13 protein-coding genes and 1 tRNA gene are annotated in these 14995 nt (G+C 60.2%); 7 read left to right on the top strand and 7 right to left on the bottom strand.

The genetic code is table 11. The features are described from left to right. Positions 1–12: 12 nt before the first annotated feature. The 5 genes from ASD45_RS20970 to ASD45_RS23635 all read left to right on the top strand — a co-directional run bounded on the left by ASD45_RS20970 (position 13) and on the right by ASD45_RS23635 (position 5100). The gene (locus ASD45_RS20970) at positions 13–1263 is read left to right on the top strand and encodes a metallohydrolase (RefSeq protein ID WP_244485591.1); all 1251 of its coding nucleotides are present in this window, start codon (positions 13–15) and stop codon (positions 1261–1263) included. A gap of 4 nt (positions 1264–1267) precedes the next feature. Next, positions 1268–3544, top strand: a complete 2277-nt coding sequence (locus ASD45_RS20965) for a Mov34/MPN/PAD-1 family protein (protein WP_056913667.1) — start codon at positions 1268–1270, stop codon at positions 3542–3544. Next, complete coding sequence (locus ASD45_RS20960) at positions 3541–4188, top strand: hypothetical protein (protein WP_056913666.1); 648 nt, start codon at positions 3541–3543, stop codon at positions 4186–4188. The genes ASD45_RS20965 and ASD45_RS20960 overlap by 4 nt, the downstream gene beginning before the upstream one ends. Before the next feature lie 436 nt (positions 4189–4624). After that, positions 4625–4702: transfer RNA gene (locus ASD45_RS20955), tRNA-Met, on the top strand. Between the two features lie 92 nt (positions 4703–4794). Further along, positions 4795–5100, top strand: coding sequence for a hypothetical protein (locus tag ASD45_RS23635; protein ID WP_156381021.1), 306 nt, complete (start codon positions 4795–4797; stop codon positions 5098–5100). On the opposite strand, the gene ASD45_RS20950 is transcribed toward ASD45_RS23635, so the two are convergent. Next, positions 5097–5846, bottom strand: a complete 750-nt coding sequence (locus tag ASD45_RS20950; RefSeq protein WP_156381020.1) for a hypothetical protein — start codon at positions 5844–5846, stop codon at positions 5097–5099. The genes ASD45_RS23635 and ASD45_RS20950 overlap by 4 nt on opposite strands. A gap of 776 nt (positions 5847–6622) precedes the next feature. On the opposite strand from ASD45_RS20950, the gene ASD45_RS20945 reads away from it, so the two are divergent. Then, entirely contained in the window at positions 6623–8182 is a 1560-nt protein-coding gene (locus tag ASD45_RS20945) for an AbiV family abortive infection protein (protein ID WP_056913664.1), read from the top strand. Between the two features lie 12 nt (positions 8183–8194). Here ASD45_RS20945 and ASD45_RS20940 read toward each other — a convergent pair whose 3' ends face one another. The 6 genes from ASD45_RS20940 to ASD45_RS20915 all read right to left on the bottom strand — a co-directional run bounded on the left by ASD45_RS20940 (position 8195) and on the right by ASD45_RS20915 (position 14182). Continuing rightward, positions 8195–8539, bottom strand: a complete 345-nt coding sequence (locus ASD45_RS20940; protein ID WP_156381018.1) for a hypothetical protein — start codon at positions 8537–8539, stop codon at positions 8195–8197. Positions 8540–8742: 203 nt separating this feature from the next. Continuing rightward, positions 8743–9672, bottom strand: coding sequence for a 3'-5' exonuclease (locus tag ASD45_RS20935; RefSeq protein ID WP_056913662.1), 930 nt, complete (start codon positions 9670–9672; stop codon positions 8743–8745). A gap of 9 nt (positions 9673–9681) precedes the next feature. Further along, positions 9682–11886 (bottom strand): AAA family ATPase, encoded by a 2205-nt coding sequence (locus ASD45_RS20930; RefSeq protein ID WP_056913661.1) that lies wholly within the window; start codon positions 11884–11886, stop codon positions 9682–9684. Next, on the bottom strand, positions 11883–12647 hold the full coding sequence (locus ASD45_RS20925; protein ID WP_056913660.1) for a metallophosphoesterase: 765 nt from the start codon (positions 12645–12647) through the stop codon (positions 11883–11885). The genes ASD45_RS20930 and ASD45_RS20925 overlap by 4 nt, the downstream gene beginning before the upstream one ends. A 1-nt stretch (position 12648) precedes the next feature. After that, on the bottom strand, positions 12649–13185 hold the full coding sequence (locus ASD45_RS20920) for a hypothetical protein (protein ID WP_156381017.1): 537 nt from the start codon (positions 13183–13185) through the stop codon (positions 12649–12651). An 88-nt stretch (positions 13186–13273) separates the two neighbouring features. Beyond that, a complete protein-coding gene (locus ASD45_RS20915; protein WP_056913658.1) occupies positions 13274–14182 on the bottom strand; it encodes a hypothetical protein in 909 nt (302 codons plus the stop codon). 93 nt (positions 14183–14275) lie between these two features. Here ASD45_RS20915 and ASD45_RS20910 point away from each other — a divergent pair, with 93 nt between their 5' ends. Further along, on the top strand, positions 14276–14518 hold the full coding sequence (locus tag ASD45_RS20910; protein ID WP_056913657.1) for a helix-turn-helix transcriptional regulator: 243 nt from the start codon (positions 14276–14278) through the stop codon (positions 14516–14518). Positions 14519–14995 lie beyond the last annotated feature (477 nt).

The raw sequence follows: 14995 nt of genomic DNA, 5'->3' as shown, positions 1-14995 counted from the left end.
TGCGGAGTTCCATTGTCCGCCCATTGCCCCGGCTGGAACCGGGTTATCAATCCCTTTGTACAAGGAACAAATACTGAACAAGGTGTACCCCAAATGACCGCTTCAGTTGCTTTCTTCCCCGTCTCTAACGGCGACATGACCCTCATCCGCCTTGATAACGGCCAGACCATCCTGGTCGACGTGAACATCCGCGGCGCCGCGGACGACGAGAACGACGATACGCCAAATGTCGCTGAAGACCTTCGCGGCCGTCTCGACCGCGACGCGGACGGGCGTCTGTTTGTGGACGCCTTTCTGGTCAGTCATCCGCACTCGGACCATACGACCGGTCTGCGCAACCACTTTCACCTCGGGCCGCCTGCCGATTGGAACGAAGACGACGACAAAATCATGATCCGCGAGATGTGGTCCTCGCCTGTTGTCTTCCGCCGCGCCGACGCCAATGGGGAAAGCCTTTGCGAAGACGCGCGCGCATGGGCCAAAGAGGCGCGGCGGCGCGTGAAGCTCTTCCGCGAGAAAAGCTTTGCGACCACGGAAGGCGATCGCATTCAAATCATGGGCGAGGATGTCGACGACAAGACCGACGACATCCTGGGCATCGTCGTCAAGCTCAACGAACTGGTCGATACTTGCAACCGCGTCCGCGACGGCTCGTTCGAAGCGCGCCTTCTGGCTCCGCTGTTTCCCATCGATGAGGACGACGAAGACACCCTCCGTCATAACCAGTCTTCCGTGATCCTTCGCTTTTCTCTGCGCGGCGGCGGCATCAGCGACCGCTGCCGCTTTCTGACCGGCGGCGATGCCGAAGTCGCTATCTGGAACCGCTTGTGGGACACCCACGGCGGCGCCAATGCGGATTGGCTCTCGTACGACCTTCTTCAAACCCCGCATCATTGCTCGTGGCGCAGCCTGAGCTTCGACCGCTGGAGCGAATTGGGCGAGGCCGTCGAGGTCGACGCGAATGCGCGGAACGCGCTTTCGCAGACGCGCAAAGGGGCAGTCATCGTCGCAAGCTGCAAGCCTATCAAGGCCGATGACGATAATCCCCCGCACGAGCGCGCGAAACGCGAATATGTCGTCATTCTGGATGACGATGCCGATCGGTTCTTCTGCACCGATGAATACTGGAAGGACAAGAAGCTGACTCTGGAATTTGAAGTGAAATCCAGCGGCATCGTCCGGAAGATCGGCACGGCGGCTGCGCTCGCCGCGCCGGCGCTCGGCATCAGCGCGACCGCATCGCACGCGCGGCATCACGGCTGACGATATGGCCGAAAGCCGGCCCAACTCCGCTGCCGAAAGATTTCTTTCGGCAGCGAAGACCCACGCGGAATGTCGCGCGGGGCGCCTGATTGCGAGCGACGAAAAGGGTTCGGCGCTCGAACTCGACCTCAATGTCGAGATGGCGCTTGAGTTCAAAGTCGACGGCGCCAGCCCCAACGGCGTGCGAACGACTGAGACTGTCCGGGTTGTCTTGCGGCCGGACTATCCGTGGTCGTCACCGGTATTCTATTTGCGCAGCGACTTCCCGCGCGATCTTCCGCATTTGCAGCCCGGCTCGGCGGACAACCTGCCGCGCCCCTGCCTGGTCGACGGCAACCAGCGTGAATATTTCTTTCAGTTCGGGCTGATCGAGCTGGGTGTCTTCAACCTCATCCATCAGCTTGTCTTGTGGCTTCAGCGTGCTGCGGAAGGCACTCTCATCCATCATGGCGGCGGCTGGGAAGTGACGCTGCGCCGCGATCTGTCGGATGTGGTTGCGGTGGATGCGGAGGCTTGCCGCGCCGCCGTTGACCGGAACGGCGGACATCGCGTCCTCAAGGCGGGCTTTTTTCGGTCCGGCAAAGACGAAGCATTGCTTGGCGGCGAGGCCATGGCGTGGCTCGATGTTAGCAACGAACAGGTTCCGCTGAAACGCGACGACAAGAACCTGTTCGTAAGGCGCAAGAGCGGAAACGGGTGGGGCGGCGAGACGGTGTGCTGTCTCGTCTGGCCGGATAAAATGCCGAGCGGCGCGGAGTTTGTCGCCGCCTCTTACATGCCGGAGACGGTCGACAACTTCGCCCGCCTTCTCGCGCGGGCGGACGAATTGCATTGCGGCCGGGCCCTTCGGCTTTTCATAGGCGAGCTTGAGCGAAATTTCGACGGGTTCGTTCTTGAAGTGTCGATACCGGTTGCCGTGATCCTGTGCGCGCGGCGGCCGTGCGCTCTCGCGGGATCGCCGTCAAATATCGAACTGCTTCCTTATGTCTTCGAAATCCGGGCAATGAAGAAGCGAAGCTCGCTGCTGGCGGGCGGCGACAATGAGCCGGTGGCCCCGACCATGCAGATCGATGCGACAAATCCCGAGCTTTTGCGAAACGTGTCAGGCGCTCCCGTGATTGCGCCTGTTGCGATGATCGGTTGCGGCAGCGTCGGCTCGAAGATGGCGATGCATCTCGCGCGGTCCGGGGCAAAGATTTCTTCAGTCAGCGACAGCGGCTCGTTGCGGCCGCATAACATGGCGCGCCATGCGCTGGCCCGGTCCAGCTATGCCGGGTCGAAAGCAGCCGAGCTGGCGAAGGAGCTGGAACAGCTGGGCCAGTCGCCGGCTGTTTATAAAGACGATCTGGTCGCAAGTCTTCCGACAAAGGAAGCGCGGAAGACGGTTCTGCCTAAAGAGGCGGAGTACGCCCTTAATACAACTGCTTCGCTTGGCGTTCGGGAGGCGCTTTCAGTTCTTTCAGCCAAAGACATCAAACCCCGTCTCGCGGAAGCCGCTCTCTTCGGGCGCGGCGACGGCGGGTTTCTTGTTGTCGAAGGGGCCGCTCACAATCCGACTCTCTGCGATCTTGTCGCAGAAATGAATGCGGCTGCCACGGACGACCGCCTGCGCAAATTGCTTTTCGATCCCGCGTTCGGGCTCACCGAAATTCAGATTGGACAGGGCTGCGGCTCGCTCACAATGCCAATGACCGACATGCGGCTGTCGGCAATGACCGCAGCGCTCACCGAAGAATTCGTCGGGTTTACGCAGCAGCCCGGCAAGGATGGTTGCATCATCGTGGGGACCAAAGCGGAAACAACATCAAATACGGTTTGGCAAAAGCAGCAGGTTCCGCCGTTCGAGGTCGTTGAAATTGAAGGCCCTGAAGGCTGGACGGTTCGCGCATCCCGGCGCGTCGTTGAGGAAATCAGAGCCGAAACCGCGCGTTATCCGCACGTTGAAACCGGCGGCGTTCTTATCGGTACATGCAGCGCCCGGCTCAGGGCAGTGACGGTCGTGGACCTGATCCCCGCGCCGCCCGATAGTTTGCGATCGGCTGCGCTTTTTGTGCTGGGGACAAAGGGCTTGAAGGCGGCCATCAAGGCGCGCCACCGCCTCAGCGGAAATACGCTCTTTGATGTCGGCACATGGCATTCCCATCTGGCCGATCATGGTCCATCGTCTTTGGATAGGGCAACTGCAAGGCAGCTTGCGGCAGAGCGCCCGCCGCCGTCAGTATTGCTAATCACAGCACCCAGCCGGCTCTACGCGCTGATGCACAACGGGGTAACCGAATGAGTGCCGGGAAGTCTCTGAAAGAGCAGAACGCCTGGCTCATCCGGGCGGTCCTGGTTATTCACGCCCTGGCATTCGCCTACGTCGTCTTTCAACCGTTGCCGATTACGCAGCTTTCCGGGCCGGAGGCTTTGCAGAAGATGCAGAACTTCTTGGCCCCAGGATCAATTGCCCTCGGCCTCATAGCTCTGACCCGGCTTGTATTGCTGGGCCTGATACCGGCGCAGATGCGTGATCGCCTCATTCACTGGCGTTGGATCAATCCTTTGCCGGGCGCGCGCGCCTTCACGAAGATTGGCCCGGCAGATCAGCGCGTGGATATGAAAAAGCTCAAAAAAGCTCACGGCCGTTTGCCGGTCGACCCGGACGAACAGGGCCGATTGTTTTACTCGATATACCGAAAGCACTCCGCCGATGTCGGCGTGCTCGACGCTCACAAATCCTATCTCGCGGCGCGCGACATCGGGACGATCAATCTAATCCTGCTGATCCTGTTGGTCCCGCTTGCCGGCTTGTTCACCCAGGATCATGGAAGGGTTGCTGTTTACGCCGGCTGTCTGTTTGCGGCATATGCCTTGATGTGCCTTGCGGCTCAGGTCTATGCCGCTCGGCTGGTGCAGAACACACTCGCGGTGGCGTCTCACTGACAACCGTGGCGCTGAAAGAAGTCTCGCGTTGTGACGAATCAATTCGTCACGTGGCTTTATTTTATTTTAAGCGCATTCAACAACCAATCACCCCGCTCCAAAAATTATAAATCCCCGATCTTTCTGATCATTTCAGCAGGCGCAGTCGCCCTCCACTTGAGCGTGATGTGCAAAACGAAAAGATCCCAGAAGCTTTGGCGCAGTCGTCCTTCATGCGGGCGTGGTGTATGAGTTCAACGAAAGTGAGTGCCACAAAATGTAGCTGCTGCGTTGTCGTCTTCCATTCGGGCGTGTTGTGCTGTCGCACGCCTATTGAAGAATGAGCCAACGGGCATAGTCGCCCAACATACGGGGCCCGACAGAGCACAAATAACCTTGAAAAATGGCGCGGAATTTAATCCTTGAAGCTCTGTGCCTTGCGCCCTAGCTTGTCGGTCGCGGGGGTAGAGCGGCCCGGTAGCTCGCAAGGCTCATAACCTTGAAGTGGTTGGTTCAAATCCAACCCCCGCAACCACTTCGATTTCATCGCAGCACAGCGGCATAATTTCCAATTTATTAACGGCACAGCGCTCTAATACAGTGCACGGTCTGAGCAGGATGTATCGCGTGAGCAATGTAGTGGAGTTGCAAGTCGAGCCGCGGCACGCACCGGCGCGTCAGGCTTTTCTCTCGCCGCACCAAATGCTCTGCGCGCTGTTTGCCGACCGAACTCCCGTCATGAGCTTTCTTAAGAACATCTACAGGTCGTACGGAATCATTACGGTTCAACAGTGGGATCGCGTCGGCGGAGGTCATCTGTTCGATGAGTTCAATCTCAGCGCGGCTGGGCGACGTCAGTTCAATGAACGCGTCGGCTCTCCCCACCGCCCGGCATCAATGTCTGAAGGACGCGTCGTCGCCCTACGACGCTAAGCCCGGGCCTGCGCTTGCGCACAAGCCGTCCTTAAAAGACTGAACTCGGCGGCAAGCGCGGGCGCAAGGCTTATGAAGCAGGCTTCTTCCTTCACCGGTTTCGGTTCTGCCCGATTGGTAACGACGCCGAAGCCGCTATGGGGGATTTTTGCTTCCGTCAGATAGGCGCGAAGTCGAACCGCGTTTGCATGCGTTATCGCGCCACCCGATCCGACATTCTTTAGGAACGACTTGACCTTTCGCTCAGAGAGGTCCGGCCGTCCGGCACCAAGCTCGTTGAGCATACGCTCGTAAATGGGGCCGGAGCCGTGGTCCAGCCAGCGGGCGCCACCGCCTTCAAACGTGAATATGACGGGGCGAACACGAAGAAAGCGCCACGCATCGACCGTCGAAAGGCCGGGGGCCGAAGACCATCGTAGCGCGAGCGTTAAGCAGTTCGCGACTTGGATAGCTCTGTCATAGCGGATCAGCTTGCACTCGCAGGCGCTGATCACGTCCTGTGGCTTGATATAGTCCCAATGAAATAGGCGCGTATCGTGAAAAGGTCTGCGCCGCAGCTCGGCTGGAATTTTGGCGACGGCCAGTTCGTGATAGCCAGCAATCACGGCGTATAGGCCCTCCCGCGAATAATCGTCGGGATAGGCAAGGGCAAAAAGGTCAAGGAGTTCGCGAAGGCCGCCAACATAACAGCGGTAGCGCGGCCCAAGCGCACGCGCGAAAAAGCGAACGTCCAGGGTATCGGGCACGTCCGCAATCGTTTGCAATGCTTGGATCGATGTTAGCAATTAATTGGCCCGCGACTCAGACGTGTATATGCCGAGCATTATGACAATGGCTCGAACCCCCTCAATGGGTTCAAGGGGTCTTTCCCCATCCACGTCACCGAAATCTTGAATGGGTCATATTTGGAAAGGTTAAGGCGCGCCCGCTTCACTTCCGGAACAAGACCGCCTTCAATTGCGCTGGCAACCGACAGCGTTCGGAGGGGAGTTGTATCAATGAGTACCGGGGCACAGGGCAACAGTGAGGGCTACCTCTCAGGTAGCGCAACTGTAGCGTCTCAAACACCGAATCACGCAGGCAACGAATCACCCATATTTGTGCCTCCGCCGGAGCCAAATAACAATCCGCTTTCGACCGTCGAAATACTTCAGCCTGTAAATGCCTCGCCGCCCGCCGCCGCAGCTGCTCACAAGGCATACAAGAGTAGGCAGGAGGTGACCTGGCGTTTTGGCTGGGCCAGATACAGCTCGACACGAGTTGTTGAGAGCGTCGGCTCAGCTAACCCCCCGCGTCCGGCAAAAAGCGGGGGGCGGTTTGGGAGCCTCGGCGCCATCGTCTCCGCCGCCCTAGCGTCACTTCGTGGCCTTTTTGGAGGCCAGTAGTGTCCACCGACGCATGATGATGCCCGCCCTTGGAGCTGTAGCCCCGCGGTGCTGACTAAAAAGGCCTCTTGCCAAGGGCGCGTCAACTCGACATGCATTTGCGATGCTACTATCTGCCCTCACAGGCCATGCCGGGTATGAAACCGCCCAAGCTCCCGATCGACCCCCAGCACGTTGCCGCGATGCAGGCTTGTGTGACGCACGCTCGCGCGCTGTTGGATTCGGCCAAGGCGGTTCAGACAACCGGTAACGCAAATGTGGCCTATCACCTTGCGACGCTTTCACTCGAAGAGATCGGCCGTCGCGCGCTGATGGGTGTGCAGCACCTTGCTGATCAGCAAGTCGTCCCACCCGCATGGCCGAAAAATCACCAGCACGACCACATCAAGAAATTGTTCTGGGCGTTCTTCGGACCCGAGTTCTACGGCAACCGTCTCACGGCCAAAGGCCTGACGGAGATGGCCGGCCTTGCCGAGCGTATCCATGGCAACCGGCTCGCAGGCTTGTATGTGGATAACGGCGAAGACGGCTTGAGCATCCCGGCGGATGCCGTTTTGCTTGAGCAGGCCGAGGAGCTTATCGGCCTTGCCGAGGCCCGGCTCGGCATGGCCGAAGCGGAAACCGTCCGCGAAGATTTCACGAAAGCCGATGTCGAATTGCAAGCGTGGTTCATGACGGCGGTCGATGATCCCGAGCAGCGCAAGCAGATTCTATCAAAAGGATCGATGGAGAAGCTGGCGGAGTTGAAGGACGCTCACGCATGGGGCCTGTGGCTGAAAGACCTTTTCGACAAGGCCGAAGCCGAGTCACAAGCTGCTGTTGCCGTCGAGATTGAACGCAGCAGGAATGTGCCGGACAAAAAGACCAAGGACAAATGGAAGCTGCGGGTGCGGATCATCTGTGCGTCGCACTCCATTCGACCAAAAGTACTCACGGCATGGAACGAGAAAACGGACTGGATCAAGCTCACGGCGGTGAGCGGCAAGAAGAATGAGCTGCTTATCGACTTCATCTTTGGCGACAACGTACCGGTCGAAGCGCTGTGGTATTTCGGATGGGGCGTCGCCCGCCAGTTCGTCGTTGCGCTGAATATCGCCACGATGGGGTTCTGGTGGTGGCGCATGCCTGAGCAGATCGACCGTTATCACGAGTCCGTCCAGGACCTTGAGAACAAAGCGGAGGTGCGGATTGAAAGGCGCCCGAGCCTCAAAATTGATTGGGGCGAGAATCGCGTCCTGACGATTGAGGACTTGGCGCGCACCGCTGCCGTGTTTGCGGCCTTGCCGGCGCGCGACAAGCAGGGGAAGCAAACCGGGCTCGACTACTATGTCGGCGGCGTGACCTTCCTGTCGCTCAACGACGTGCACTGGCAATGCGAAGTTCAGGCGTTCGGCAATTTCTTTGAGTGTCTACGCCACATGATGGCTCAGCAGGGCGACTGGCGGGAAGGCAAACCCTTCGAAGGCGCGTTCGTTCGCTTCATCGGAGAGCTGTTTCCAGAGTTCGACGAGACCGCACGTTACGTCGAGTTGTGTCGCGCCTTCGATGCGAACGACGCGACTAATGCCAAAATTACCCTGAAGGAAGTGTCCTTCATCAAGCTGTTCTGTGACGCTTACTTTCTGCACAAAATCCAGCCGAAGGCGGCAGAGGCTATGGATGCGAGATTGGCCGCGGGGGCGCAGCCGTCCGGTTGAAGGCGGCTCTGCCTATCTCCGCGAATGACGCTTTGCCAAAAGCTCAAGTCGCTCGGCCAGTCGCGCTTTATAGAGCGCCTCTGCACGGGCCTTGATCGCCTCGGCTTCTGCTTCGGTTTTTGCATAAATCCGGCTGTTCACCCCGATTGTCTTAATTGCCAACTGGTCTACGGCGCTCTGGACGCATGACGGCCAGAGGCTGTCCCAATGCGTTCCAGACCCGGTCTTGCTTCGACGGCGGGTTGCCACGCCAAATTTGTACGTCTCAATAGCCCGGGCGATACCCTCCTGAATCTGGCGCCGTGCTTCGTCATTAGCCGGATCATTGCCAAAGAGAATGCGCTTGGAGAGACTCATCTGACCTCCATTGTCTACGCCTACATCATACTCCCGGGCACAGGATTGGCACACGGACGCCCGAAGGTCGTTGACTTCAAACAGGAATTTCCGTGTTTTGCAGAGGCTCATAATCTGAAGGTCGCTGTTGTCCACCTGATAGATAATTCGACGGGGGCCATGTGGCCCGGATGCTAATGAACCGCGAATATTCCATAATGGACCTACGCGCGATTTGAAAATCGATCGAGGGCGGTCATTGCGCGGCACCCGATATGGACCTCGCGTTGGTAGATTTCCTTCTTCAGGAAACTTAGCTCGGCATCGCGCTTGTCTTCATCGACGTCGATGAACCATGACTTTGGACGGCCATCCGTTCCATCATTCCAACGATAGCCACGGGCCTTCAGCGCGTCTTTCAGGTCAAAAGGCGAGCGTTGCGCCCAGATACGGACCGTGGTTCGACGTGCGCAGTCGATCAATTCGGCAAACACGGACCGAGCGGTCGCCGGCAGCGGGTGGCAGAGAACCTCGACGAGCGCATGGCAATCGTCGATGGCGCGATGCGCGTTGTGGAAATACCCGATGTCGGCCAGTAGGTAACCGAGCTTGGCGCCGCCGAAGCCCTGCTTGCGCCAATCGATCTCGGTCTGGGTGCAGGCCCAGTGCTTGTGCTCGAAGACTGGTGACAGCCGCTCGGCAAACTTCCTATCAAACCCGGCGTTATGGGCGATGACGATATTGGCGTCGGCGACGAATGCTTGCACGCTGGCGATATCGATCCGGTGCCCAGCGACCATTTCATTCGTGATGCCGGTCAGGTCCGTAACCAACGCGGGGATCGGGATCGACGGTTCATTGTAGGATTGGAAGACGCCGCTGACGCCGGTGATTTCATCCGTTGCGGAATACCGGAATTTGATCATGGCCACTTCGATGATCTCGTCCTTCGCCGGATCGAGCCCCGTTGTCTCGAAATCGACGATGACACCAATCTTGCCGGTATAGTCGGCGGGCGCAGGCGTAGCAGTTCTCGGAATCAGCCGGCGGAGGATTTTATAGTAGCCGGTTGCCTCAAGATGGCGCGCCAGACTTTCGGCGTCGTCACTAGTGGGCTGCGCTTGAGCTATCGTGGTCTGAGCATGAATGTTCATGACGGCCTTCTATGCCTGATTCTTGAGGGCGGAGTTGGACGGCGTAGCGCCGGCGATGGCCGTATCGTTGCTCGGCGCATCGAGGGTTTCGGAGGCCGGGGCTGCCGGTGCCACCGCCATGGTTTGGGAGACCAGCGGCGAATGAACCAGGATTGCCTGGATATCAGTCCGGTCGAGATAGCCGGCGGCGAACAAGGCCGCGGCAAGGGCTTCAAGCGCGTGCTGGTTCCGGCCCAGCAGTTCAAGCGCCGTCGCGTAGGCGCGATCAATGGTGCCACCGACGGCCGAACGCAGAGTGTCGAGCAGGAGAAGGTCACGACCGCTTGACCCACCGGGGATGCAGACCAGACCAAAAGTGCCAAGGCCATAGTCAGTCTCCAGGCGCGTCGCCAGCATCGTTGCCCGACCAAGATCGCTGTCGTCGCTGCCGCCGGCGCCGGCGGTCGCTTCACCGAAGGTGAGCTGTTCGGCGGCACGTCCGGCGAGAAGGGCAACGAGGAATTTCTCCAGGTGCGAGCGGGTGATCGCGCGCATCTCGCCCAGGTCGCTTTCGGCAAGGCCACCGGTACCGCCGATCGACAGCGCTTTGGGTTCGGCAATGCCGAGGGCCAGGAAAGCAATGGCATGTCCGGCTTCATGGTAAGCGACACGGCGGCGCACATCGGCGGGCCATTCGGACTGACCATTGCGTACGGCATCGAGGAGGTCCTGAATATTGATTGGACGGCCGGCGCGGCGTGCGCGGCCACGCGCTTCACGCACGAAGCGTTCCACATCGGCGCCGGTGCCACCGCGGGCGGCGAGGGCCACTTCGCGCAGGTCGGCGCCGGCCAGGTCGGCGGCGAGGTGGGTGCGGAGAATGCCGACCAGCGAAGGAACATCGGGCAGCGGGATCTCGATGTGGCGGTCGAGACGCCCCGAGCGCACCAGGGCCGGATCGAGTCGAGAGGGGTCGTTGCAGGCCGCGATGACCACCACGCCTTCGCGCCGCTCGAACCCATCAAGGCATTCCAGCAATGTGTTGGTGATCGATGTCCACCAGTCGTCGTTCCACTTGCCGGTGCCGCGCGCGGGAATCGTATCGATTTCGTCGATGAACAAGATCGTCGGGCTCTGAAGCATGGCCTCGGAAAAGGCCTTGCGAATGGCCTGAGTCACGTGACCGAGGTGGCCCTCGCGGTGCGCTTGCCACTGCGCATAACTGGTGGCGATGAAGTGGACGTTGCCCTCCTGCGCCAGTGCTCGCGCAAATGAAGTCTTGCCGGTCCCAGGCGCGCCGGTCAGCAAGCAGCCTTTGTCGACCTCGGCCCAAGGCAGTCGGCCAGTGCCGTAGTCGCGCAGGTCCTGGATCAAGGCCAGGCCCCACGTCTTGGCAGCGCCAAGCCCGTGCATGTCGGTCAGAAGGACGCCGGGTTCGGCATCTACGTCATTGCGACAGACGAATTGGCGGAGCCGTTTGAGCGAGCGTTCGGCGCCAAGATCGGCGCGCACGGTAAGATTGAGAGCTTCCAGGGTCGTGCTTCGGGCAAGCTTGTCATCGACCGCGCCGGGATGGCGGCCGGTAATTGCCTCGATCACAGCGGCAATCGCCGGACCGTCCAGCCGCCCCAGAACGACACGATGTTCAGCCATGCGAACCAGATGCGACGGAAGCAGGCGATCGGGCTCAGTGGCGATGCCGACGATCGCACAGCGCCGTTGAATAGCGGCGGCGAATTCTGCGTTGCCACTTTTTGTCGCCTTCTTGGACTTCTCTTCGCCGCGCCGTACGAAAATGGCGACCGTCCGCGGCGCCGCAACGGCAATTTCCTGGAGCGACAACCCATCGCCGTCGAGCATCGGGGCGTCGGTGCCGATCACGTACTTCTTGAAAAGCCGCTCGACGAAGTCGATGTATTCCTCGCCCGGGGCTTCGATGATCGCCACGGTGTCGCGGTCCTGGAGCCTGGCCAGGACATCGCGTCGATGATCGAGCGCCTGGCCGAGCAAAATGGCGATGGCGACCTCGTCCGGCCGCATGACGTGGGTTGAATGGCTATCGCCGCCTTCTTCCACATCCTCGAGTCGCAGCGGATACTGGCGCTGGTCGCAGACATCCTCATCGGATGAAGGGGTCCGAAGCCTTAACAAGGAATTGCCGCTGCCACGCAGGCTATCGACCAGCACATCGGCGAGCGGCCTTGGTGACGATGCAAGCATCTGCACACGCGTCATGACGCGATCTCCACCACAAGTGCAGGATCGAACCGCTGGTTTTCTCCGCCATAGCCATGCGGATTGCAGATCACCCGAGTGGTCCCGACGCTGTAGTCGAAGCTTTCGTGAACGTGGCCATGGATCCAGAAGGCGGGGCGGCCCGCCTCGATCACCGCCGTCAGGTTGGAAACGTATGCGGCGGTCAAAGGGTCGGATTTGTAGCGAGAATGGATCGAGCCGGGGTGAGGGGCGTGATGTGTCACCACGACCGTGGCACCCTCGAACGGCTCCGCCAGCGTCGTCTCGATGAAGGCGCGCGAACGTTTATGCAGCAGCAACGCCTCTTGCGGGCGAAAGCGCAGCCATGGCTCCTTCGACCACTTGATCCGCCGGTGGTCGTTGAGGCCCTCGGCGGCGACCAGCATGGCGCGCTGAGGATCGCCAAAAAGCGCGTAATCCGTCCACAGCGAACAGCCGATGAACCTGACGCCACCAAGAGTGACGAGGTCGTTTTCAAGCAGGTGGATACCATAGAGCGGCGCCGCCTGGCGCGCGGATGCCAGTTCACTGGCAAGGTGGCTGCGGTAGTATTCATGATTGCCCATCACCATGATGATCGGCACCTGCATCGGCACGATCTGGCGCAGGCGGGCAAAGCCGTTTTTGGCGCCTTCGCAGACGTCGCCGGCGACGATGACCGCATCGACATCCGGGGCGACCGTGATTGGCCGAGGCCGGGCGACGTCGGCGTGAAGATCCGAAAATATCTGGAGCCGCATGTTAGGCTCCCGCCGTGGCATCGGAGCCGAGTTGGTTATGGTTGCGCTTGTTCGCAGCTGCTCCCGAGTCCTCGATAACGCTGGGGGTACCAAGCCAAGAGGTGATGAGGGCGTTCCTCTCAGCTCTTGCGCCCTTACGCTTGATCATCGTCGTTAGCGTCAGCGTTGCTGCAGGATCGCCCGACAAGGCTGCGAGCAGAACCGCCGACATCACCAGGTCGATGACAGGCGCGGCGGTGCCGCGCCGCCGCGCGACCCGCAAGGCAATACCGATCGCGGCCGCTGGATCACCTTTGGCGGCTTCGCGCCACCGCGGCTCATTCAGGATAAAGAGGCCAGCCAAAGCTTTGCGGATGACGCGGACATGGGCTCCGGTAAATATGTCTGCCGGCAATCGGCGCCACCAATGGAGCGGCGGCACCTTTGCCAAGGCTATGGCGCGCGAGGAGTCCTGGCGGTTGGGCGCTGGTGCTTCGCAACGCCCAGACGGCGACGTGCCGCATTGATCACTTGAACCAGGGTTAAAGACATTACGCATGACACAGACTCCGCCCGTGGCGTGGCAAGCACGCAAAAGGGGCATCGAAGGAGAAAAGGAGGCGGCGCCGTGGGCGCCACCCCTGGGTTTAGTGCGGCGGCCGCCCGAACTCGGCGGACGCGACGCCGTGCACCGGCCTGCGCCGGTTGGTCCCGCGGCCGGGCCCGGTGGGCGGCGCCGTCAACGTCTTCAAGACCGCCGGATCCATCGCCGCGCGCTCAGTCATCTCAGCGGTCAAGCGGATGGCATTGCCGGTCGGCCTCCTCTCGCCGTCATCGGGGGCCGGCAGGCTGGCAAGGAACGGTCCGAACAACCGCGGCAAGGCGGCCTTCAGTTCCTCCTGCAGCGCAGACGTCATGGCGTCGACGGTCGCCACCACCGGCACGCCGAAGTGGTCGTCGAGTTCATCCCGCAAAAGCGTGAATTCCGGGGTGAAACCGGCGGCGCCGTAATAGTCGATCACGCCGCTGGTGCAAGTCTCCATGGTGCCGTAACCCGCCTGGCGGAGATAGGATTCCAGCACCAGACGAGCTGCGCGCAGCTTGTGGATCGACTGACGCCGCTTACCGTGCTCCGTGGCGCCGTTGCCGCGTTTGATCTCGTAGGCGCCGGCCCATTTTGCCTCAGGGTCGACAACGACCAGATCGACGTTCACGATGCCGTCAGCTTCCGAATCAGCCGAGAGCCTGATCTTGGCCAAGGCCTGATCGGAGTTTTTCGCGTCGAGCAACTGCGCCGCTCCTTTGGTGACAGGGAGCGCGACGTTGGTCAGCACCACGAAGCGTTCACTCGCGATCAGGGCGCCAGCAATGCCCAACTCAATGAGCCCGCCATGCCGCTTCACCACGCTGCCGAGAGTCGAGATCGCCCGCGACAGGTCCGGACCGATGACTGGGTCCTGAGGAAAGTCGCCGGCAAGAGCGCCTGCCACCACTTCGCGGGCGGCGCGGATCAGCGCCGCATGAGATACGTCAGTCAAACCAAGCTGTTTCGCCATGTGTTCACGGCCTCCTTGCCGTGGGGTAATTTCCCCGTCCATGGCAACGAGTATGGTACAAATGATGGGCATACGCATCAATAGAACCATTTTATGATTAATAAAGAGCAACTACGCGCCGCACGAGCGTGGCTGAACCTGTCTCAGCAGGATCTGGCAACCGCAGCCAAAGTGGGCAAAAGAACCATTGCCGATTTCGAGCGCGGGGCAACAATCCCCCATGACCGAACGCTTCGCGACATTGAACAGACGCTCATTGCGCTGGGCGTCGAGTTTCAGTTTGAAGGTCAAATTGGCGTAGGTGTTCGTATTTATCGAAGCAGCACGAATAGCTAAGCAGTAGAACGAAAAAGTGAGTGCCCGCTGTCAACAGGGGGGTACGTTCGCTGACTAGCCGATCGGCGGGAGGCCTGTTGACAGCAGGGCGCTGCGGCAGACGTTGGAAGTGCCCAAGACGTGTGTACGGTTGAGGCGGTCCCATCAGGTGCACGCAACGGGCATCCGATCCGGGGCCGCCGACGTCCTGTCGGGAACCGGGCATCTTAGTCGGCAAATCCGCTGTAGTGACGGCACTCATTTTTGCCGCAACAAAGCTATTATCAAAAACGTTTTGCGCCTTGCAGGCTTTCAGCTGAAGCTCCGGCTCAACGGAGAGTTCCGATGCCGGGTCCAGAGACTGCACCTCAATTTCGCAGGACGCGCTTCACGTAAGGGATCGCTCCGACAGTCGGGCCGGTCCGCCAAATCAATAGATGGGGTAATCGGCCGGCCGGCGTTTCGATTGCTGGATATTTTGGGTGCTGCGCTTCAGGC

Source organism: Pseudolabrys sp. Root1462 (genome assembly GCF_001426945.1).
Lineage (GTDB): Bacteria > Pseudomonadota > Alphaproteobacteria > Rhizobiales > Xanthobacteraceae > Pseudolabrys.
The sequence above is the reverse complement of the archived record's forward strand: the minus strand, read 5'-3'. Positions and strand labels throughout refer to the sequence as shown.